We start from the raw sequence: 18,961 nt of genomic DNA, 5'->3' as shown, positions 1-18,961 counted from the left end.
ACATGGCCCAAGAGTCCGTTGCCCAAGACCACCAGAGCTCGTGGTGGCACAGAAACCAGCAGCAGCTGACACCTTGGCTGTTTCTGGCTCCAGGAATCCTGTTCTTCCTGTTTTACGTGATCTTCCCGATCTTCCAGTCCTTCAACCTGTCGCTCTACGAGTGGGACGGGCTCGGCAAGGCGGAATATGTCGGTCTCTACAACTACGAAGAGCTCTATTGGGACGAGGCGTTTTACACGTCCTTGAAAAACAACGTTATCTGGCTGCTGCTCTATCTTCTCGCGATCCCGGCCGGCCTGTTCATTGCCCTGTTCCTCAACCAGACGGTCACCGGAATACGGCTCTACAAATCGCTGTTCTTTTTTCCGTTCGTCATCTCCCAGGTGGTCGTCGGTCTCGTGTTCACATGGTTCTACGATCCGACATTCGGCATTCTCAATGTCCTGCTTGGCTCCGTCGGCCTGCCCCCGGTGAATGTCCTCGGTGACGAGAACTGGGTGACGGTCGGTATTATCGTTGCGGGTCTCTGGCCGCAGACCGCCTATTGCATGATCCTCTACCTCACGGGTTTGAATGCGGTCGATCCGGAGCAGATCGAAGCCGGTCGTCTCGATGGTGCCAAGGGCTGGAAGATGCTCTGGTACATCATCGTGCCGCAGCTGCGCCCCGCCACCTTCATCGCTTTCGTTGTCACCATCATCGGTGCGCTGCGTTCCTTCGACCTGATCTCGGTCATGACCAATGGTGGCCCGTTCGGTGCAAGCCGCGTTCTCAGCTTCTACATGTTCGAAGTCGCCCTTTCCGAATACGGGTTCCGCATGGGCTACGGCGCCGCCATCGCGGTCGTACTGTTCCTGATCATGCTGGCTTTCATCGCCTACTTCCTGTGGTCGATGTACAAAGAAGAAAAGGCGCGCTGAGATGTTTCCGACACCGATCGAACGCACACCGCGCTCCTGGCAGGTCACGTACCAGGCGTTCCTGCCGCTGGCGCTGATCCTTTGGCTGCTGCCCCTCATCGCAGTCGCCATCTTCTCCGTCAAGCCGGACTCCGATTTCGCCAACGCGAACTATTGGGGTTGGCCTTCCGAGTTCAAGGGCTTCACCAATTACTGGCTTGTGTTCACGGCATCCGACATGCCGCAATATCTCCTGAACTCCTTCAAGATCACGATCCCGACGGTGATCGGCGCCGTGGCGCTGTCCTGCATGACCGGCTTCGCACTCGGGATCTACAAGTTCAAGGCGAATATCTGGATCTTCTTCATGTTCGTCGCCGGCAATTTCGTGCCGTTCCAGATCCTCATGGTACCGGTTCGCGACCTGACGCTTCAACTTGGTCTCTACAACACGATCACCGGCCTCGTCCTGTTCCATGTCGCGTTCCAGACCGGGTTCTGCACCTTGTTCATGCGCAACTTCATCCGCGCGCTCCCGTTCGAGCTTATCGAGGCGGCGCGTGTTGAAGGCATCTCGGAGTGGCGGATTTTCTGGTTCGTTGTCCTGCCGCTGATGAAACCGGCGATCGCGGCACTGGCCGTGCTCATGTTCACCTTCATCTGGAACGACTACTTCTGGGCAATCGTGCTGACACAAGGTGTCGAAAGCCAGCCGGTGACTGCAGGGATCACCTCCTTCAACGCGCAGTACCGTGCCGCCTATCACCTGATGAGCGCCGGTTCCATCGTTGCGGCTCTGCCGCCGGTCGCAATGTTCTTTCTGATGCAACGGCACTTCATCGCCGGTCTGACACTCGGGGCTGTGAAATGATCGGCCTTCGAAAGGCCGGTCTGGACACAAGAGAGAGTGCGGGAGTGTTGGGAATGCAGGTGAAGACCTGGCATCTTGGCGATTGTCATCAGAGCCTGGTTCTCGCCAGCTTCGGTGACACTCTGCCCGAAGCGGTTTACTGGGGCCCGCCGCTTCCCGAAACCGAGGACCTGCAGGCGCTTGCGGCGGCCTCGGCCACGGATGTGACCGGTGGCATGGTGGACAGGAACGCTCCGATCAGCCTCAGCCCGGAAGCCTCGCAGACGTTTCCCGGGCAGGTTGGTCTGACCGGACGCGACGCGGATGGCAGGGCACTGTTGCCCAGGTTCCGTTTCGAAAGCGAAGTCTCGTCGGAGCACGGACTGACCCTTGCCTATGCCGACAAGACGCTCGACCTCAGCCTCATTCTCGACTTGTCACTGACACCGGACACATCGCTCCTGCGGATGCAGACGCGCCTTGAAAGTGCGCAGGAGATAACGGTCGACTGGTTTGCCGCGCCCGTTCTCCAGATACCGGCCCATGTCGGTGACATGATCGAGTTCTCGGGCCGCTGGTGCGCGGAGTTCCAGACCCGCAGACTGCCTTTCGCTCCGGGCGCAAGGATGCGCGACAACCGGAACGGCCGCTCGGACCACGCGCATTTCCCAGGGCTGATTGCCTGTTCCGGAGGCACAAACAACACCACAGGCGAAGCCTACGCCTTTCATTATGGCTGGTCGGGCGGGCACCGGATGGTCGCCGAAGAGCTTGCCGACGGCAGGCGTCATGTTCAGTTCGGGCACGCGTCCGCAAGCTTGAAAAAGGGCCGTTCCTTCAGCACCGCGCCTCTCTATGCCACCTATTCCGGGACGGGCTTCAACGGCGCGGCCGTGCGCTTCCAAAGGCATCTGCGCAAGCATGTCGTGACCGGGGCAAAAGAGCCCCGGCCTGTTCACTACAACTGCTGGGAAGCGGTTTACTTCGATCACGATCTGGAAGAACTGAAAGCAATTGCAACCAGGGCGGCGGGCCTGGGGGCCGAGCGTTTTGTGCTGGATGACGGCTGGTTCGGTTTGAGGGACGATGACACGTCTTCCCTCGGTGACTGGGCTATCGACAAACGGAAATACCCGGACGGACTGACGCCGTTGATCGACCATGTCAAAGCGCTCGGCCTCGAATTCGGGATCTGGTTCGAGCCCGAAATGATCAACGAGGACAGCGAACTGTTCCGGACGCGCCCGGACTGGGTTCTCGGATCACTGGACCAGGTCAGGGGACGCCAGCAGCTCGTTCTCGACATGGCGCGGGAAGACGTGCGCTCGTATCTTTATGACTGCATCGCGGCGGTCCTGGCAGAGAACGATATCGAATACATCAAGTGGGACCACAACAGGGTTCTGCCCGTGGTCGACGCGGCCCAGACCGAAGGCGTTTATGCCCTGATCGACCGGCTGCGCGCCGATTTTCCGCATGTGGAGATCGAAAGCTGCGCGTCCGGTGGCGGCCGGATCGATTTCGGCATCCTGGAACGAACCCAGAGGGTCTGGCTTTCGGACAGCAACGACGCACTCGAACGCCAGCGCATTCAGCATGAGGCCGCGCTGTTCCTGCCGGCATTCGTCACAGGTTCGCATGTGGGACCGCGCGTCAGCCATACGTCCGGGCGCACGCTCAACATGGCGCTGCGCGCATGGACGGCGGCACAACGGCACCTGGGCTTCGAGATGGACCCGCGCGAACTCTCCGACGAGGAAATCGCGACTTTGAAGGAAGTCACAAGCTGGTGGAAGGCGAACCGGAACTGGATGATGCGCGCCGATATTCTAAGGCTTGATGCGTCTGACCCGGCCGTGATCGCGGAACAGCAGCTGGCCCAGGATGGCGAGAGATTTGCGGTCTTCGCCGCGCTTTTGCGCACGTCGGACCCGATCCTCCAGCAACCGCTGCGCCTGACAGGTCTCGACGCGCATGCGCGCTACCGGGTCAGCCTTGTCAATCGCGACGATGCGCCCGGGTTGTCCCGCGGCGCACCGCTCCTGAAAGAAAAGGACCTCGTGGCAAGCGGACAGTACCTGATGTCGCACGGTCTCGTTCTGCCCTGGCGGTTCCCGGAAACGATCTGGGTCATCGAAGGACACCGGCAGTAACACGGAAAGACGTCGCCAGATACCGGGATTGGATCTGCCGCGGCACGAAAAGAGGAAGCGTCTGATGCACGCAAACTATCCGGACCTCAAGGGAAGGTCGGTCTTCATTACCGGTGGCGGATCGGGGATCGGTGCTGCGCTTACGAGCGGTTTCCTGGCGCAAGGTGCCCGGGTCGCCTTCGTCCAGCGCTCGGATGCAAGCGAGTTCTGCGCCGAAATGGAACGCCAGCACAGCAACCGTCCCCTTTATCTGCCATGTGACATATCGAGTATCGGCGAGCTGAAGGGCGCCATGGACAAGGCCGCGGAGGCGCACGGCCCGATCACGGTCCTTGTCAACAACGCGGCCAATGACAAGCGCCACGCCACCGAGGAAGTCGATGAGGAGTTCTGGGACTGGTCCCAGTCGATCAATCTCAAGGCGTATTTCTTCGCCTGCCAGCATGTCATTGCAGGCATGCGCGCGGCCGGCGGCGGATCGATCGTCAATTTCACGTCGATTTCATACATGATGGGAAATGCCGGCTACGCGGCCTACACGACCGCCAATTCCGGCATCAACGGCATGACGCGAAGCCTGGCGCGGGAATTCGGCCCGGACAACATCCGTGTCAACGCGATCGCGCCCGGCTGGGTTCTGACACAAAGACAGAAAGATCTCTGGGTCACGCCCGAAGCGCTCGCGGCCCATATTGACCGTCAGTGCCTCAAATTCGAACTGTCGCCGGAAGATATGGTTGACCCGGTGCTGTTCCTTGCGGCAAAGACCAGCCATGGAATGACCGGGCAGTCGCTCGTTGTTGATGGTGGAGTAGTGGTGACGGGATGAGCCCTCAGGCAAAAGCGGACTGGATCGCAGTGGATTGGGGTACAACCAATCTGCGCATCTGGGCGCTTGATTCTCGCGATCAAATTCTGGCCCACCGCACATCCGGCAAAGGCATGAGCAGTCTTGCCCGCGACGAATTCGAACCGACGCTGCTGACGCTTGTCGATGATGTTCTCGCTCCGGGCATCAGAACACCGGTGATCATCTGCGGTATGGCGGGCTCGCGCCAGGGCTGGGCGGAAGCGCCCTACAAATCCACACCCTGCGCGCCTCCGGAACTCAGGGACGCGACTGTTGTGAAGACCGCTGATCGCCGCTTGGACGTCCGCATACTTCCCGGCATCAAGCAGAGCGATCCTGACGACGTCATGAGGGGGGAAGAAACACAGATCGCCGGGTTCCTGGCGGCAAACCCCGGTCACTCGGGAACCCTCTGCCTTCCAGGCACGCACACCAAATGGGTGTCCTTGAAAGACGGCGTCGTCGAGCGTTTCAGAACCTGCATGAGCGGAGAGCTCTTCGGGCTTCTGACCCGGCAATCCGTTCTGCGCCACAGTGTCGGCTCCTCCGAGATGGACGAAACCGCATTTGAAGACGCCATTCAGGAAATCACACAGCACCCGCATATCTTTGCCGCAAGCCTGTTCGGCATTCGTGCATCAGGGCTCGTCTCGGATATGCCGGCCGATACCGCAAGGGGCCGTCTTTCGGGTTTCTTGATCGGCGCGGAAATCGCAGCGGTCAGGGACGATTTTGACCTGGTGTCCGTGTCTCTTCTCGGCAGCGATCACATCGCAAAGGCCTATCACACAGCCCTGGGCAAACTCGGGCACACCGCATTGATGCTGGACGCGGCATCCACGACCCTGAACGGTCTCGCTCTGGCACATTCAAATTACTCAAAGGTTTCAACATGAGCCGTAGCCTGATTGCCATCCTAAGGGGTGTGACCCCGCAGGAGGCCTTGCCCGTCACCGAGTGCCTCATTGAAGCAGGCATCACCCGGATCGAAGTGCCTCTCAACTCACCCGAGCCGCTGAAGAGCATCGAATCCATGGCGAAAACCTTCGCCGGCCGCGCTGAAATTGGCGCAGGCACGGTTCTGTCTCCGGAGCAGGTGCTTCAGGTGAAGGCTGCCGGAGGCACCCTTGTGGTGTCGCCCGACTGCAACCCGGACGTGATCCTGGCAACAAAGGCGGAAGACATGCAGTCTTTCCCTGGCGTCATGACGCCGAGCGAATGCTTCACGGCGCTGCGCAACGGTGCCGACGGATTGAAATTTTTTCCGGCTTCCCTCATCGGGCCTGACGGTTTGAAAGCCATGCTCGCCGTTCTCCCGAAGGGCACCGCAACCTATGCCGTCGGCGGTGCCGGTCCGGACAATTTCGGCTCCTGGCTTGACGCGGGCGCGACCGGTTTCGGCATCGGAACCGCGCTTTACAAACCGGGTCTCACCGTCCCGGAAATCAGGGACCGCGCCGACCGGATCGTCCAGGCCTACGACGCCGCCAAGGGTGCGGATGGATAGATTGACATGAGCAACGTGTTTGATGAGCGCCGCTGTGTCCTTGGTGAAGGGCCGCTCTGGCACCCCGAGCGGCAGCAACTGTTCTGGTTCGACATCCTGAGCAAACAGCTGATGACCCGCGAAAACGGCAACGCCGGAAGCTGGCAATTCGATGAATGTGTTTCGGCCGCAGGCTGGGTCAGCAAGTCCGAAATGATCATCGCAAGCGCGAGCCGGATCTTTCTGTTCAATCTCGACACCGGGGCAAGGACAAAACTCTGCGACCTTGAAGCCGACGACCCTTCAACGCGATCGAATGACGGACGCGCCGACCCCAAGGGCGGTTTCTGGATCGGCACCATGGGTTTCAACGCCGAACCGGGCAAGGGATCGATCTATCGCTTCCATAAGGGCGAGCTGCGGCGGCTTTACAGCGGCATCACGATCTCCAACGCAATCTGCTTTTCTCCGGACGGACAGACGGCCTATTTCGCCGATACCGTGACCAAGTGCATTCAGCAGGTGCCCCTCGATGCTGAAGGCTGGCCAAGCGGTACACCAACGCTTTTTGTCGACTTCTCGAACGAGGATCTCAATCCCGACGGGGCCGTGGTCGACACCGAAGGCTATCTTTGGAACGCGCAATGGGGTGAACACCGGGTTGCCAGATACGCGCCGAACGGCAGCTTTGTCGAGGAGATCAGCTTTACCGCGCAACAGGTGTCCTGTCCGGCTTTCGGCGGGGCGGATCTTGGCACCCTCTTTGCCACCACGGCGGCCGAGGGGCTGGACGGCGGCTTCGAGGGCAAGACCTATTTCGCGCAGACATCCGCTGTCGGTCAGCCGGAACACCGTGTCATTCTTTGAATACATTTGGATGCCAACCAACCGGACAAACCAATCTGCAGTCCGGGTGCAAATCCCAGGCTCGACACATCGGGCAAGACGAGAACGAACATGAAGCGCACGCTTGGAACCTGCTACTACCCGGAACATTGGCCGGAGGAAATGTGGGAAGCGGACGCCCGGCGCATGGTGGATGCTGGCCTGACCTGGGTCCGGATCGGTGAATTCGCCTGGTCGCGGCTGGAACCCTCCCCCGGAGACCTTCGCTTCGAGTGGCTGGACCGCGCAATTGATGTGCTGGGGAAGGCCGGCCTGAAGGTTGTCCTTGGCACGCCGACGGCAACACCGCCGAGATGGGTCGTTGCAAAACACCCCGACATGCTCGCCCTCGATGCGGACGGCAAGGAACGCGGTTTCGGATCCCGGCGCCACTACTGTTTTTCTCATGAGGGGTACCGCGAAGAGAGCGACCGCATCATCGGGCTGTTCGCCGAGCGTTACGGCAAGAACACCCATGTTGGCGCCTGGCAGACCGACAACGAATTCGGGTGTCACGACACGACGCTTTCCTATTCCGCCGCCGCACTTTCCGCTTTCAGGAACTGGCTTGAAAACCGGTATGGCTCGATCGAGGCGCTCAACCGGGCCTGGGGCAATGTCTTCTGGTCCATGGACTACGGCTCGTTTGAGGACATCGGTCTGCCGAACCTGACCGTGACCGAACCGAACCCCTCCCACATGCTCGCCTTCCGGCGGTTTTCTTCCGATCAGGTGGCAAGTTTCAACAGGCGCCAGGTCGAGATCATCCGGGCACATTCCGACGCACCGGTCAGCCACAATTTCATGGGCCGGATTACCGAATTCGACCACTTCAAGGTCGGTGACGACCTGGATATCGCGACCTGGGACAGCTATCCGCTCGGGTTTCTGGAAGATCGCGTCGGCGCGGATGCCGCGCATCAGCGCGCCTATGCGCGCCAGGGAGATCCCGACTTTCAGGCGTTTCACCACGATCTCTACCGGTCAGTCGGCAAGGGGCGCTGGTGGGTGATGGAGCAGCAGCCGGGCCCGGTCAACTGGGCTCCCTACAATCCCGCGCCCCTGCCCGGCATGATGCGTCTCTGGGCCTGGGAGGCCTATGCCCATGGCGCCGAAGCGGTCTGCTATTTCCGCTGGCGGCAGGCACCCTTCGCACAGGAGCAGATGCATGCCGGCATGCTTCGACCGGACAATGCCGACGCGCCCGCTCTCCTGGAGGCCCGCCAGGTTGCAGATGAACTCCGGGGCGCGAGCGATGTCACGATCAAGAAGGCTCCGGTCGCTCTCATCTTCGACTATGACGCGGACTTCGCCTGGGCAACGCAGCCGCATGGAGCAGGGTTGAACTATTTTCAGGTCGTTTTCGATGCCTACCGGGCACTTCGCAAACTGGGGCTCTCGGTCGATATCCTGCGGGCGCAGACGCGCGATTTTTCCGGGTACGAGATCGTCGCCCTACCCGGCATGATCTACGTGCCGCATGACCTGAAACGCGCGCTTGCCGAGGCAGATGCCGAAATCGTGCTCGGACCGCGCACCGCCGCCCGCAATGCAGACATGGTCATTCCCGTACCGCTGCCGCCGGACATGCCGGAACTCGACGTGACCGTCTCGCGCGTTGAAAGCACGCGCCCCGACATGCCGATGCCTCTCAGGGGCGGTGGTCATTTCATCGGCTACCGGGAAGAGCTGGAAGGCTCTGCCGATGTCATGTTCGAACTGGAAGACGGCCAGGCCGCCGTGATGTCTTCAGAAAATCTGACCTATGTCGGCGGCTCGTGCGATGATGCCGCATGGACACGCCTTTTCAAGGAGCTGTGCCGCAAAGCCCGTGTCCCGACGATGGACCTTGCCGGCGGCGTGCGCTGCCGCGAGGCCGGTGATCTCCGGATCTGGACGAACTACGGCGCTGAACCGGCGAACACCCCGGCCGGGCCGATCGAGGCAGCCGGGGTTCTGTTTGAAGAAGTTTGAAACCTGTGCATCTCAGGCCGCCTCTCCTTTTGTAAGCTGCCTGATGATCGCTGCGTAGTTGTCGACGCCCTGAGCCCCCGAGACGAGATGGCGGCGGTCGAAGATGACGGCGGGCACCCCGTGAATGCCGTTCTGCGTCCAGAAGGTTTCCTCCTGGCGCACCTGATCCGCATAACGGCCATCCGCCAGCACCTTCAGCGCTTCGGTACGGTCGAGACCCACGCTATCGGCAACGTCGGCCAGAATGTCATCCTCGTTGAGGTTCTTTCGCTCCTGAAAATAGGCCTCGAACAGCGCCATCTTCAGCACATGTTCGTTGCCTTCTGACGCCGCCCAATGAAGGAGCTGATGCGCCTTGAACGTGTTCACCATGCGCATGTCGTCCGTGAACAGGAATTCGAAACCGAGGCCGGATCCAATCTCGCTCAGGCGCTCGCGCGCTTCCTGGGACTGCTCCCGGCTCGTGCCGTATTTGCGCATGATGTGCTCGCGCAGGTTCTCGCCTTCGTCCGGCATATCCGGATTGAGTTCGAACGGATGCCATTTGACGGCCGCCGACACGCCCGTTTGCGCAATCGCGGCTTCCAGCTGCTTGAAGCCGACAATGCACCAGGGACAGACAACATCGGACACGATGTCGATCTGCAGAACGTTTTCCATGTCGAGATCGGATAGGTCAGCCACGGGTCTCTTCTCCTTCCGGCGTCAGTCCAAGGGTCGCATCGCTCTTCGGAGGCGGGTTCCAGCCCCGTTCCGTGCGTTCGTGGCGTTCCTCGCCACGGTCGACCTTCATGATGTCGAACAGCGTTTCCGCATGCGCGCGCATGGCATCGATATAGGATTTGTCGACCCCGCCGTCATTGTAGTTCTCACGAAGATCATCGAGCATCGCGAAGTCGTGATTGCGGAATTCCTTCGCTTTGGTCTGCGCCCGGAACGGATGGCTCCCAAGCTCCACAAGCGCCTGCTTTCCAAGCGCCAGCGCCCCTTCGAAGACTTCGCGTTCGGCGACATGCGCACCGACATTTTCAAGCTCGTAGACGTGGTGGCGGTCCCGCGCGCGCGCCAGGATCTTCACCTTGGGATAGGTCTTGGCAACATGTTCGACCACGAGCGTCTGCTTGTCGCGGTCATCGATCGCGGCAATGAAGAGATCCGCCTCCCCGACACCTGCCCCGTGAAGAAGATCCGGCCGTGTGGCATCGCCGTAAAACGTCCGAATACCCACCTTGCTGAGATTTTCAACCGTCTGCGGATCGTGATCCAGAATGACGACGTCATAACCGCTCGTCAGCAGGAGCCGCCCGACGATCTGGCCGAAGCGTCCCATGCCGACAATCACCACCCGGCCCTTGCTGTCGACGACGTCCGGCTCGCGGTCCGACCTGGACGCTGCGCGTGGCGCAATCACTTTCTCATAGAGAATGAACAGGGCCGGTGTCAGCAACATCGATATGGCGACGACAAGCGTCATGGTCTGCAGCAGACTTTGCTCAAGCGCGCCGGAGCTGCTTGCGAAACCGAAGAGCACGAACGCGAATTCACCGGCCTGCGCCAGCCCAAGCGCAAACAGCCATCGGTCCGGCCCGTCCAGGCGGAACAGCGTGCCAAGTGCAAACAACAGGGCAAACTTCACCGCCATCAGTCCGAGCGCCAGCCCGAAGATGGTGATGGGAGCCCCGAACAGGAGATTGAAATCGATGCCTGCCCCGACTGTCAGGAAGAAGAGACCGAGGAGCAGTCCCTTGAACGGCTCGATGTCGCTTTCCAGCTCGTGCCGGTAATCACTGTCGGACAGAACCACGCCGGCAAGGAAGGTTCCGAGCGCCGGGGAGAGACCGACGAAATCCATCAGGAGTGCGATCCCGATCACGAGCAGGAGCGCGGTCGCGGTAAAGATTTCGCGCAGATGCGCTTCGGCAATGAACCGGAACACGGGCCGCAGCAGATGCCGGCCGGCGAAGATGATCGCAATGATGACGGCGATGATCACCAGCGCCTGCGCCCAACCTGGCAGAGCAGCGAGCGCTTCACCGCCATGCGCCCCGCCGCCTTCGTGTCCGCCATGTCCGTCCGAATGCGCCGCGCTCCCGCCGGCAGCGTGACCGACGGCAAGAAGCGGCAGGATCGCCAGCATCGGAATGACGGCAATATCCTGGGTCAGAAGCACGGAGAAGGAACTCTGTCCGCCCTGGGTCTTGAGCCAGCCTTTTTCGTTGAGCGTCTGCAACACGATTGCGGTCGAGGACAGAGCGAGGATCATGCCGAGTGCGAGCGCTGCCTGCCAGGCAAGGCCGAAGGCAAGGGCGATCCCCGCAAAGACGGCGGTGGTGCCGACAACCTGCAGGCCGCCGAGACCGATCAACTGCTTGCGCATCTTCCACAGCACGGCGGGCTGCAACTCGAGACCGACCAGGAACAGCATCATCACCACGCCGAACTCGGCAAAATGCTGTACTTCCGTCGTCTCGGAACCGACGATCCCGAGCACCGGTCCGATGACGACACCGGCAATCAGATATCCCAGGACCGAACCGAGACCGAGCCGGTTGGCAATCGGTACCGCGATCACAGCCGCGCAGAGATAGACAAAAGCGTCGCTGAGAAGCTCCATCAGACAGGCTCCCCTTTGAGAACAAAATCGTAAAGGTCTTCGCTCAGCACGTCGGCCCGCGCCGCCTTTTCAAGATCCAGCCGCTCGGCCACGAGCGCTTTCAGCAAGTCGTCATAGGCGTTGCGATGCACATCGAGACGTCCTTCTTCCAGTGCGCGCCCGGCGCCGAACAGAACGAATGGCGCAAGATATCTCATCCGGCAGAGATCGGCGGTCTTTTCAAACGGAGCCAGCAGGCTGCGCAGGTCGGCATGGTTCATGCCCTCTTCCGAGTAGGCCGCCGATTTTGCACCTGTCGTCACCGCATTGAGGAAAACCTTGTCGTCAAGTGCATGCCCGTGCTGACCGTAGGCGAACCCGTATTCCAGGACGAGATCCTGCCATTCCTTCATGATCGAGGGCGCCGAGTACCAGTAGAGCGGGTGCTGAAAAATGACGGCGTCATGAGCGGCGAGCTGCGCCTGCTCGGCATCGACATCGATGTTGAAATCCGGGTACCGGGCATACAGGTCGACAGCAGTCACGCCCTGAACAGCCTTCGCCGTCTCGAACATCGGGTAATTGACCTCCGACCTGTCCGGTCTCGGGTGCGCAAACAGTACCAGTACCTTGGCCAAGAGTTCCCCCGTCCGCCCAATTAAGACCAGGCGGCACTGCCGCCCGGAACCAAAAAATGATCCTCACCCACCGGAGCACCTTTGTGGCTGCCCCGAAGGATGAGGGTCTGATATCTTGCCCGCTCCATCACCGGCCGTTCGGTTCAGGTTAGTGGAGCCGGTCGCTCTTCGAAAGAGGTTAAGCGTCCTTCACGTCACTGGCAAAACGCGCCGCATTTTCCTTTAGAAATTCGGCCTCGTCCGCCTGCCCCCAGAAAGCCGGCTGCGCCTTGGGTATCGTCAGCGCCTTCTGGACCGCTGGTCGGGCATCTATACGGTCGAACCAGGCCTGAAGATGATCGAGCCCCTCGACCGACACCTTTGCCCAGACATAGGCCCGTGCCCAGGGATAGGTCGCCATGTCCGCGATCGTATACTCATCGCCTGCGAGCCATTCGCGGCCCTCAAGCCGGGTGTTCAGCACTTCCAGCAGGCGGCGCGTCTCGTCGACGTAGCGCTTGATCGAGAAAGGTTCTTCCTGCCCATTCGGTGCAGCTATCCTCTGGAAATACATTGCCTGTCCCATCATCGGGCCGATGCCGCCCATCTGGAACATCAGCCATTGAAGCGTTTCGGATTTTGCCTTTGGGTGGTTCGGCAAGAACCGGCCGTACTTCTCGGCAAGGTACCAGAGGATTGCGCCGCTTTCGAAAACCGCGAAGTCATCGTTGCCGCGATCGACGATCGTCGGGATGCGGCCATTCGGATTGAGCTTCATATAGTCCGGCGCTTTCTGCTCCTTCTTGGCAAAGTCGATGAAGGTCAGGTCATAGGGAACTCCGGCTTCCTCCAGGAAGATCACCGGCTTATAGCCGTTCATGGTGGCGGCGGTGTAAAGGTGGATATCAGGCTGCGGCATTCAACTTTCCTTCCGAGAACGGATGGGCTGCTGCCCGTTTATGATCAGAATATTCGTCATGGTGTGCTCAGCCTCCCGGCTTGCCTGCCGCCGCAGCAGCTTCATGTTGATTTCCGCACACAGATGAGAGACAAGGTAACAAAAATCAACCAGTATACTTTTTGTAACTTACAAAAACATTGGAGATCCGTGATGACGGGACGTCTTGCGACTGTCGGCAGGAACAGAATTGTTCTTCAGGCATGCACCGAACCGTGCCCGATCGAACGCGGTATGCGCATTCTCGGCGGCAAATGGACCGGTTCCCTCTTGTGGCACCTGAAAGACGGCCCTGTCCGCTTCAATGACCTGTCGCGAATGCTGGGCGGTGCCAGCAAGAAAATGATCGCCGAGCGCCTGAAACAGCTGGAGGCGCGCCGTCTGGTGACACGAAACGTGCTCCGGACGGCGCCCATATCGGTGGAGTATGAAATTACCGAATTCGGCAGGTCGGCCCTGAAATTTCTGGACGAACTCAGGATCTGGAGCGAGACACTCCCCGAAGATCAGATGGACCGGACCTGAACCCGGTTGCCGGTCTCTCCGCTCTCCGCGATCGCGTGAATGACGGCCTCGAAATGCAGGGCCTCCCTGAAGGACGGCAGCGCGTCCCGGTCCTCGGTGATCGCCCGCAGGAATTCGTGGACTTCGATAACCTTCAGATCGTTGAACCCGAGCTGGTGCCCGGCGGCCGGTACAAATTGTCCGTAGGGCGGATGGGCAGGTCCCGTCAGCAGTGTCTTGAACCCCTGTTCTGAAAGCGGGCCCCGGTTCTGGTAAAGGCGGAGCTCGTTCATCCGTTCCTGGTCGAAGGTGATCATGCCTTCGGTTCCGTGCACTTCGAAACCGATATAGCTCTTGCGCCCCCACGCGCTGCGCGACGTTGAAACAACGCCATGCACACCGTTTTCAAAGGTCAGCAATGCGGACGCGATGTCCTCATTTTCAACGCTACGGCGCTCGCTCGACCCGTCCCCCAACGGCCGCGTGACATGGACGGTCCTGGTTTCGGCAAACAGGCTTTCGACCGGTCCGACCAGACCGGTTGCCAGTGAGATCAGATGACAGCCGAGATCGCCGAGGGTGCCAAGACCTGCATCGGCTTTCGTTGCCCGCCACGTCCAGGCAAGCTCCGGGTCCGCCTGGTAGTCTTCATCGACCGTTCCGCGAAAATGCACGATCTGCCCGATCGCGCCATCCGCAATGAGTTTCTGCGCGTGCCGGAACGCGGGATTCTGCAGATAATTGTAGCCTACGATCGTCCGGGCACCGGTTTCTTCCGCCATCGCCAGCATCGACTTTGCATCGTCGAGCGTGAGCGCCATCGGCTTTTCCAGATGCACATGCTTGCCGGCGGCAAGTGCGGCCATGGCCATGTCCTTGTGCACCTTGTTTGGCGTCGTGATGCAGACAATGTCGACCTTCGGGTCGGCAACGAGATCCTGCCAGTCATCGGTTCCGCGCGCAAAACCGAACTGGTCTGCAAAACTCGCCGCCTTGTCGGCCGGAACATCGCACAGAACTTCCAGGCGGGTCTCGGGAACGTCACCGAAAACGGCGCGTACCGAGCCATAGGCCAAGGCATGACACTTGCCCATGAAGCCCGTGCCGATCAGTCCAATGCCGAGGCTTTCCATTTGCTGCAATCCTTTTTGCGATCCGGGAGATCTGCACATTCATTCCGGGAACGGTCTCGGGTCCTTTCAAAGGACAGAAGGCACACACCGAGGCTCAGATTTCGTCGGCTCCGACAGAGCGGCGTTCAGCCACCGACTTGAGCGCGGCCTCGGCGAGCAGCAGCGCCTTCAAGCCGTCATCGCCGGACGGGTGCGGCGGCGTGTTGTTGTTGATCGCCTTGACGAAAGCCGCAATCTCGGCTGCGTAGGCGTCGATATATCTTGTCATGAAGAAATCATGCAGCGGCGGGCGCACAAAACCCGCCTCCGTGGCGACTTCAATGCCGACCGGCCGTTGGTTTTCCGCAGCGACAGCCCCTTTCGACCCATGCACCTCGATACGCTGATCGTATCCATAGGTGGCCCGGCGTGAATTCGAGATGGAACACTGCTTGCCGGAGGCGGTCGTCAAAACGACCGTCGCGCTGTCATAGTCTCCGAGCTTGCCGATCTCCGGATCGACAAGGACTGACCCCGTCGCGTAGACCGTCGACACTTCTTCACCGAGCAGAAACCGCGCCATGTCGAAATCGTGAATGGTCATGTCCCGGAAGATGCCGCCGGAAACCTGAATATAGGTTCCGGGAGGCGGACCGGGATCGCGTGACGTGATGTGCACCATCTCCACATCGCCGACAAGGCCGTCGTCTATTGCTTCGCGAACCGCCCGGAAATGCGGATCGAAGCGCCGGTTGAAGCCGATCATCAGCGTTGCACCAAGCTCTTCGACAGTCGCCAGGCAGGCTTTGACCCTCTCCACGGAAAGATCGATCGGCTTTTCGCAGAAGACCGCCTTGCCGACCCTGGCAAACTGTTCGATCAGATCGGCATGCGTGTCGGTTGGCGTGCAGATCACCACAGCGTCAATGTCATCCGCCGCGGCGATCTCATCAATCGTATTCACCCGCGCGCCATGAGCGCCGGCGAGCGCTTCTGCGGCTTCCGCGAAAACATCTGCAACGGACACGAGGACCGCCCCTTCGGTGGCGGACAGCGCCTTGGCATGTGCCTTGCCGATACGCCCGGCTCCGAGCAACCCTGTTCTGACAGTCATGTATCTCTCCCGAAGTTCCGGTGCTCGCGCGGCCTCAACCGTCACCTTGCCATTTTAGAATAAAAATTCCAAAATCACTTTCATCGGAAAGTGTCAAGTAAGAAAAGAAGACGGACATGAGTGAGCCAAGCCCCGACCCGGGATCCGCCAACCCTGCACCGGAGTCGATGGACGCCTTTTTCCGGCGTCTTGGAAGCGCCACGGAAAAGCTCCCCAAGCGGTTGAAGCAATTCGCGGAATACATCGCCGCCAACCCGGACAAGGTCGCCGTTTCGACAATCGCCGAACTGGCCGAAGGGGCAGCGGTCCAGCCGTCCGCCGTCATGCGCTTCTGCCAGGAAATGGGTTTTTCCGGTTTCTCCCATATGCAGAAATTGTTCCGGACCGATTATTCCGACAAATGGCCCGACTATGCAACAAGGTTGGAGCAACTCCGCGAACACGGGTCCGATACGCCGTCGGCGCTCCTGGCGGAATTCGTCGATGTCGGCCGGTCTTCGCTGGAAAATCTGATGAACACGGTGGATCCGCGTGCGCTGCAGCAAGCCGTCGACGTATTGGCGCGGGCGGAAACAATCCACCTTGTCGGCTTCCGGCGCGCCTTTCCTGTCACGTCCTATCTTGCTTATGCCTTCGAAAAAATGGAAGTGCCCGCCATTCTGCATTCCGGGCTCGCCAACATGAACATGGACCACCTGATCCGGCCCAACGATGCCGTAATTGCGGCAACCTTCGCACCTTACACGGAACTGACGCTCGACATTGCTGCGAAGGCCCGCGAGACCGGTGCCGACATCGTCGCGATCACCGACGTGGTGACCAGTCCCCTTGCGCGGCTGAAAGCCATACAGCTGCTTGTCGCCGAGCTGGATGTGGGTGCCTTCCGCGCCTTGTCGGCCAGCCTCTGTCTTGCAATCGCACTGGCCGTTTCGGTGGGGGCGCAGCGAAATGGAAAATGAGTTTTCAGAAAAATTCTGTTGCAAACAGAGAAAAACAGAATATTAATTCCAAAAATGAAAATTCGGAACGTGCCGGCTGATAGAACGCAAGAGCCCGTCTAGGATTTCTGGGAGTGTAAGTTCAGATGACCGAAATGGCCGCAATTCGGCGGCAAAGCGCCTTGGGGTGCGGCCGATGACAGCAAGAATCGGCTGCTGCACCTGGATCTTTGGCGACGCCCCGCTTCCCGATATCGCGCAGCGCGTCAGGCGCAGCGGGCTGGATGGGGTCGAGCTGTTTGGCGATGTTGACGAACTCGATCCCGCCAGTGCCCGCAGGATTCTCGACGGCGAGGGACTGGACGTCTTCTCGATCACCCCGGGAGACGCGGATATCTCTCATCCGGATGCTTCCATCCGCAATGCTGGCATCGACTACTATGACAGGCTCATGGACTGGGCCGCCGGTCTGGGAGAACCGTTGATCTCCTGCCATGGCCAGGTCGGCCGGATCAAACCCGTAACGAGCCAGCAGGAAGAGGACGATCTGCTGATCGCCTCCGTGGACCGGATTTGCGCAATGGCAAGGGCGCGTGGCCTGCAAGTCGTGTTCGAGATCCTCAACCGGTATGAGACCCATCAGGTCCGGACGGTGGCGCAAGGACTGTCGCTGCTTGATGCCGTCCGGGCGGACAATCTCAAGCTGCTGCCGGACGCCTACCACATGAATATCGAGGAGGAAGATCCGGTTGCCGCAATAAAGGCGGGTGCCGGCCGGATCGGCCTTTACCACGCTGCCGACAGCAATCGCTGCGGCATCGGTCAGGGACATACCGACTTCGCCGCACAGCTCCGCGCCTTGCGCGATATCGGCTATGGCGGACCGGTCATCCTGGAGACAAACGCGCCTGGGCCAAATCCCTTCACACCGGAAAAAAGCAGCGGTTTCAGGGAGATCGTCGAGGCTCAGCTGTCGGCATCCGGCACCGAAATCAGGAGACTGGCGGCATAGAATTCGGCCAAAGGCCGATAGTAAACCGCGATCCCGCGGTTGGTTTGTTAAAGAAACGCTCGGGAGGAGTGAGTAAATGAAAAATTTTGTAAAAGGTGTGGTCGTTGCCGGTGCGATGGCTCTGACAACCCCCGCATTTGCGACGGACATCATTGTTGTTTCGCATGGTCAGGCGAATGATGCGTTCTGGTCTGTTGTGAAGAACGGCGTTTCCCTTGCGGCCGAGCACACGGGTGCGAATGTGGATTACCGGGCTCCGGAGACCTTCGACATGGTCGCCATGAGCCAGTTGATCGATGCTGCGGTGAACCAGGAGCCGGACGGGCTGGTTGTGTCCATTCCGGACGGGGATGCGCTCGGGCCGTCGATCCAGCGTGCGGTCGAGGCCGGCATTCCGGTGATCTCGATGAACTCCGGGTCCGATGTCGCCCCGGGTCTTGGCGTGACCCTTCACGTTGGCCAGTCCGAGTATGACGCGGGCGAGGCGGCCGGCAAGAAGCTCGCCGAGATGGGCGGCAAGAAGGCCGTGTGCGTGAACCACGAAGTCGGCAACGTCGCCCTTGACCTGCGCTGCGAAGGCTTCACCAAGGGCTTCGGCGGCGAGGTTTCCGTTCTGCCGACCTCCAACGATCCGGCAGAGATCGAAGCCAAGGTGTCTGCGGCCCTGTCGTCCGATGAAGATGTCGACACGGTCATGGCGCTGGGTGCCAGCACTGCCGGCGAGCCGACCGTTGCCGCTGCCAAGGCTTCGGGCCGTGACCTCAACGTGGCCTCCTTCGACCTGTCCGCGAACTTCCTGCAGTCCATCGTCGACGGCGATGCCGCCTTTGCGATCGACCAGCAGCAGTTCCTGCAGGGTTATCTCCCGGTTGTGTTCCTGGCCAACAATGCCGCCTACGGCCTGATGCCGGGCGGCAACGTTCCCTCCGGTCCGAACCTCGTCACCAAGGACAAGGCGGCCCAGGTGATCGATCTGTCCGCCAAGGGCATCCGCTAGGCGCTTGCCGCACGGCCAA

The 18,961-nt window shown here is 60.3% G+C and carries 18 protein-coding genes; 12 read left to right on the top strand and 6 right to left on the bottom strand.

The genetic code is table 11. The features are described 5' to 3' along the window. Positions 1 to 2 precede the first annotated feature (2 nt). The 8 genes from RDA78_RS12270 (at position 3) to RDA78_RS12235 (ending at position 9,097) form a co-directional block, all read left to right on the top strand. Positions 3 to 920, top strand: a complete 918-nt coding sequence (locus RDA78_RS12270; protein WP_434055588.1) for a carbohydrate ABC transporter permease — start codon at positions 3 to 5, stop codon at positions 918 to 920. A gap of 1 nt (position 921) precedes the next feature. Next, entirely contained in the window at positions 922 to 1,770 is an 849-nt protein-coding gene (locus tag RDA78_RS12265) for a carbohydrate ABC transporter permease (RefSeq protein ID WP_306146291.1), read from the top strand. A 53-nt stretch (positions 1,771 to 1,823) separates the two neighbouring features. Beyond that, positions 1,824 to 3,902 carry an alpha-galactosidase gene (locus tag RDA78_RS12260; protein ID WP_434055587.1) on the top strand — a complete coding sequence of 693 codons (2,079 nt, stop codon included), beginning with the start codon at positions 1,824 to 1,826 and terminating at the stop codon, positions 3,900 to 3,902. Positions 3,903 to 3,966: 64 nt separating this feature from the next. Continuing rightward, on the top strand, positions 3,967 to 4,731 hold the full coding sequence (locus RDA78_RS12255; RefSeq protein WP_434055586.1) for an SDR family NAD(P)-dependent oxidoreductase: 765 nt from the start codon (positions 3,967 to 3,969) through the stop codon (positions 4,729 to 4,731). Then, positions 4,728 to 5,648 (top strand): 2-dehydro-3-deoxygalactonokinase, encoded by a 921-nt coding sequence (locus tag RDA78_RS12250; protein WP_434055585.1) that lies wholly within the window; start codon positions 4,728 to 4,730, stop codon positions 5,646 to 5,648. Before RDA78_RS12255 ends, RDA78_RS12250 begins: the two co-directional genes overlap by 4 nt. Continuing rightward, entirely contained in the window at positions 5,645 to 6,259 is a 615-nt protein-coding gene (locus tag RDA78_RS12245; RefSeq protein WP_434055584.1) for a 2-dehydro-3-deoxy-6-phosphogalactonate aldolase, read from the top strand. The genes RDA78_RS12250 and RDA78_RS12245 overlap by 4 nt, the downstream gene beginning before the upstream one ends. Before the next feature lie 6 nt (positions 6,260 to 6,265). Continuing rightward, complete coding sequence (locus RDA78_RS12240) at positions 6,266 to 7,105, top strand: SMP-30/gluconolactonase/LRE family protein (RefSeq protein ID WP_434055583.1); 840 nt, start codon at positions 6,266 to 6,268, stop codon at positions 7,103 to 7,105. Between the two features lie 90 nt (positions 7,106 to 7,195). Continuing rightward, the gene (locus tag RDA78_RS12235) at positions 7,196 to 9,097 is read left to right on the top strand and encodes a beta-galactosidase (RefSeq protein WP_434055582.1); all 1,902 of its coding nucleotides are present in this window, start codon (positions 7,196 to 7,198) and stop codon (positions 9,095 to 9,097) included. A 12-nt stretch (positions 9,098 to 9,109) separates the two neighbouring features. On the opposite strand, the gene RDA78_RS12230 is transcribed toward RDA78_RS12235, so the two are convergent. From RDA78_RS12230 to RDA78_RS12215, 4 genes are all read right to left on the bottom strand, one after another. Next, a complete protein-coding gene (locus RDA78_RS12230; RefSeq protein ID WP_434055581.1) occupies positions 9,110 to 9,781 on the bottom strand; it encodes a DsbA family oxidoreductase in 672 nt (223 codons plus the stop codon). Next, positions 9,774 to 11,711: a monovalent cation:proton antiporter-2 (CPA2) family protein gene (locus tag RDA78_RS12225; RefSeq protein WP_434055580.1), complete on the bottom strand. Its 1,938-nt coding sequence runs from the start codon at positions 11,709 to 11,711 to the stop codon at positions 9,774 to 9,776. The genes RDA78_RS12230 and RDA78_RS12225 overlap by 8 nt, the downstream gene beginning before the upstream one ends. Next, entirely contained in the window at positions 11,711 to 12,328 is a 618-nt protein-coding gene (locus tag RDA78_RS12220) for an NAD(P)H-dependent oxidoreductase (protein WP_434055579.1), read from the bottom strand. The genes RDA78_RS12225 and RDA78_RS12220 overlap by 1 nt, the downstream gene beginning before the upstream one ends. Before the next feature lie 178 nt (positions 12,329 to 12,506). Next, positions 12,507 to 13,226 carry a glutathione S-transferase family protein gene (locus RDA78_RS12215; RefSeq protein ID WP_434055578.1) on the bottom strand — a complete coding sequence of 240 codons (720 nt, stop codon included), beginning with the start codon at positions 13,224 to 13,226 and terminating at the stop codon, positions 12,507 to 12,509. Between the two features lie 192 nt (positions 13,227 to 13,418). On the opposite strand from RDA78_RS12215, the gene RDA78_RS12210 reads away from it, so the two are divergent. Further along, positions 13,419 to 13,790 carry a winged helix-turn-helix transcriptional regulator gene (locus RDA78_RS12210; RefSeq protein WP_434055577.1) on the top strand — a complete coding sequence of 124 codons (372 nt, stop codon included), beginning with the start codon at positions 13,419 to 13,421 and terminating at the stop codon, positions 13,788 to 13,790. Here the strand turns inward: RDA78_RS12210 and RDA78_RS12205 are convergent. Continuing rightward, positions 13,772 to 14,902: a Gfo/Idh/MocA family protein gene (locus tag RDA78_RS12205; protein ID WP_434055576.1), complete on the bottom strand. Its 1,131-nt coding sequence runs from the start codon at positions 14,900 to 14,902 to the stop codon at positions 13,772 to 13,774. The two genes, RDA78_RS12210 and RDA78_RS12205, sit on opposite strands and share 19 nt — an antisense overlap. A gap of 94 nt (positions 14,903 to 14,996) precedes the next feature. Next, on the bottom strand, positions 14,997 to 15,995 hold the full coding sequence (iolG, locus tag RDA78_RS12200) for an inositol 2-dehydrogenase (RefSeq protein WP_434055575.1): 999 nt from the start codon (positions 15,993 to 15,995) through the stop codon (positions 14,997 to 14,999). Between the two features lie 116 nt (positions 15,996 to 16,111). Between iolG and RDA78_RS12195 the strand changes: the two genes are divergently transcribed. The 3 genes from RDA78_RS12195 to RDA78_RS12185 all read left to right on the top strand — a co-directional run bounded on the left by RDA78_RS12195 (position 16,112) and on the right by RDA78_RS12185 (position 18,942). Further along, positions 16,112 to 16,954: a MurR/RpiR family transcriptional regulator gene (locus RDA78_RS12195; RefSeq protein ID WP_434055574.1), complete on the top strand. Its 843-nt coding sequence runs from the start codon at positions 16,112 to 16,114 to the stop codon at positions 16,952 to 16,954. 175 nt (positions 16,955 to 17,129) lie between these two features. Next, the gene (locus tag RDA78_RS12190; RefSeq protein WP_434055573.1) at positions 17,130 to 17,945 is read left to right on the top strand and encodes a sugar phosphate isomerase/epimerase family protein; all 816 of its coding nucleotides are present in this window, start codon (positions 17,130 to 17,132) and stop codon (positions 17,943 to 17,945) included. A 76-nt stretch (positions 17,946 to 18,021) separates the two neighbouring features. Beyond that, positions 18,022 to 18,942, top strand: a complete 921-nt coding sequence (locus RDA78_RS12185) for a sugar ABC transporter substrate-binding protein (protein WP_434055572.1) — start codon at positions 18,022 to 18,024, stop codon at positions 18,940 to 18,942. Positions 18,943 to 18,961: the final 19 nt, after the last annotated feature.

Source organism: Roseibium sp. (genome assembly GCF_051016195.1).
Classification (GTDB): Bacteria; Pseudomonadota; Alphaproteobacteria; order Rhizobiales; family Stappiaceae; genus Roseibium.
The sequence above is the reverse complement of the archived record's forward strand: the minus strand, read 5'-3'. Positions and strand labels throughout refer to the sequence as shown.

Coding starts and splice junctions, on each gene's coding strand:
- RDA78_RS12270 (WP_434055588.1), top strand. CDS start 3: ATGGCCCAAGAGTCCGTTGCCCAAGACCACCAGAGCTCGTGGTGGCAC.
- RDA78_RS12265 (WP_306146291.1), top strand. CDS start 922: ATGTTTCCGACACCGATCGAACGCACACCGCGCTCCTGGCAGGTCACG.
- RDA78_RS12260 (WP_434055587.1), top strand. CDS start 1,824: ATGCAGGTGAAGACCTGGCATCTTGGCGATTGTCATCAGAGCCTGGTT.
- RDA78_RS12255 (WP_434055586.1), top strand. CDS start 3,967: ATGCACGCAAACTATCCGGACCTCAAGGGAAGGTCGGTCTTCATTACC.
- RDA78_RS12250 (WP_434055585.1), top strand. CDS start 4,728: ATGAGCCCTCAGGCAAAAGCGGACTGGATCGCAGTGGATTGGGGTACA.
- RDA78_RS12245 (WP_434055584.1), top strand. CDS start 5,645: ATGAGCCGTAGCCTGATTGCCATCCTAAGGGGTGTGACCCCGCAGGAG.
- RDA78_RS12240 (WP_434055583.1), top strand. CDS start 6,266: ATGAGCAACGTGTTTGATGAGCGCCGCTGTGTCCTTGGTGAAGGGCCG.
- RDA78_RS12235 (WP_434055582.1), top strand. CDS start 7,196: ATGAAGCGCACGCTTGGAACCTGCTACTACCCGGAACATTGGCCGGAG.
- RDA78_RS12225 (WP_434055580.1), bottom strand. CDS start 11,711: ATGGAGCTTCTCAGCGACGCTTTTGTCTATCTCTGCGCGGCTGTGATC.
- RDA78_RS12215 (WP_434055578.1), bottom strand. CDS start 13,226: ATGCCGCAGCCTGATATCCACCTTTACACCGCCGCCACCATGAACGGC.
- RDA78_RS12210 (WP_434055577.1), top strand. CDS start 13,419: ATGACGGGACGTCTTGCGACTGTCGGCAGGAACAGAATTGTTCTTCAG.
- RDA78_RS12205 (WP_434055576.1), bottom strand. CDS start 14,902: ATGGAAAGCCTCGGCATTGGACTGATCGGCACGGGCTTCATGGGCAAG.
- iolG (WP_434055575.1), bottom strand. CDS start 15,995: ATGACTGTCAGAACAGGGTTGCTCGGAGCCGGGCGTATCGGCAAGGCA.
- RDA78_RS12195 (WP_434055574.1), top strand. CDS start 16,112: ATGAGTGAGCCAAGCCCCGACCCGGGATCCGCCAACCCTGCACCGGAG.
- RDA78_RS12190 (WP_434055573.1), top strand. CDS start 17,130: ATGACAGCAAGAATCGGCTGCTGCACCTGGATCTTTGGCGACGCCCCG.
- RDA78_RS12185 (WP_434055572.1), top strand. CDS start 18,022: ATGAAAAATTTTGTAAAAGGTGTGGTCGTTGCCGGTGCGATGGCTCTG.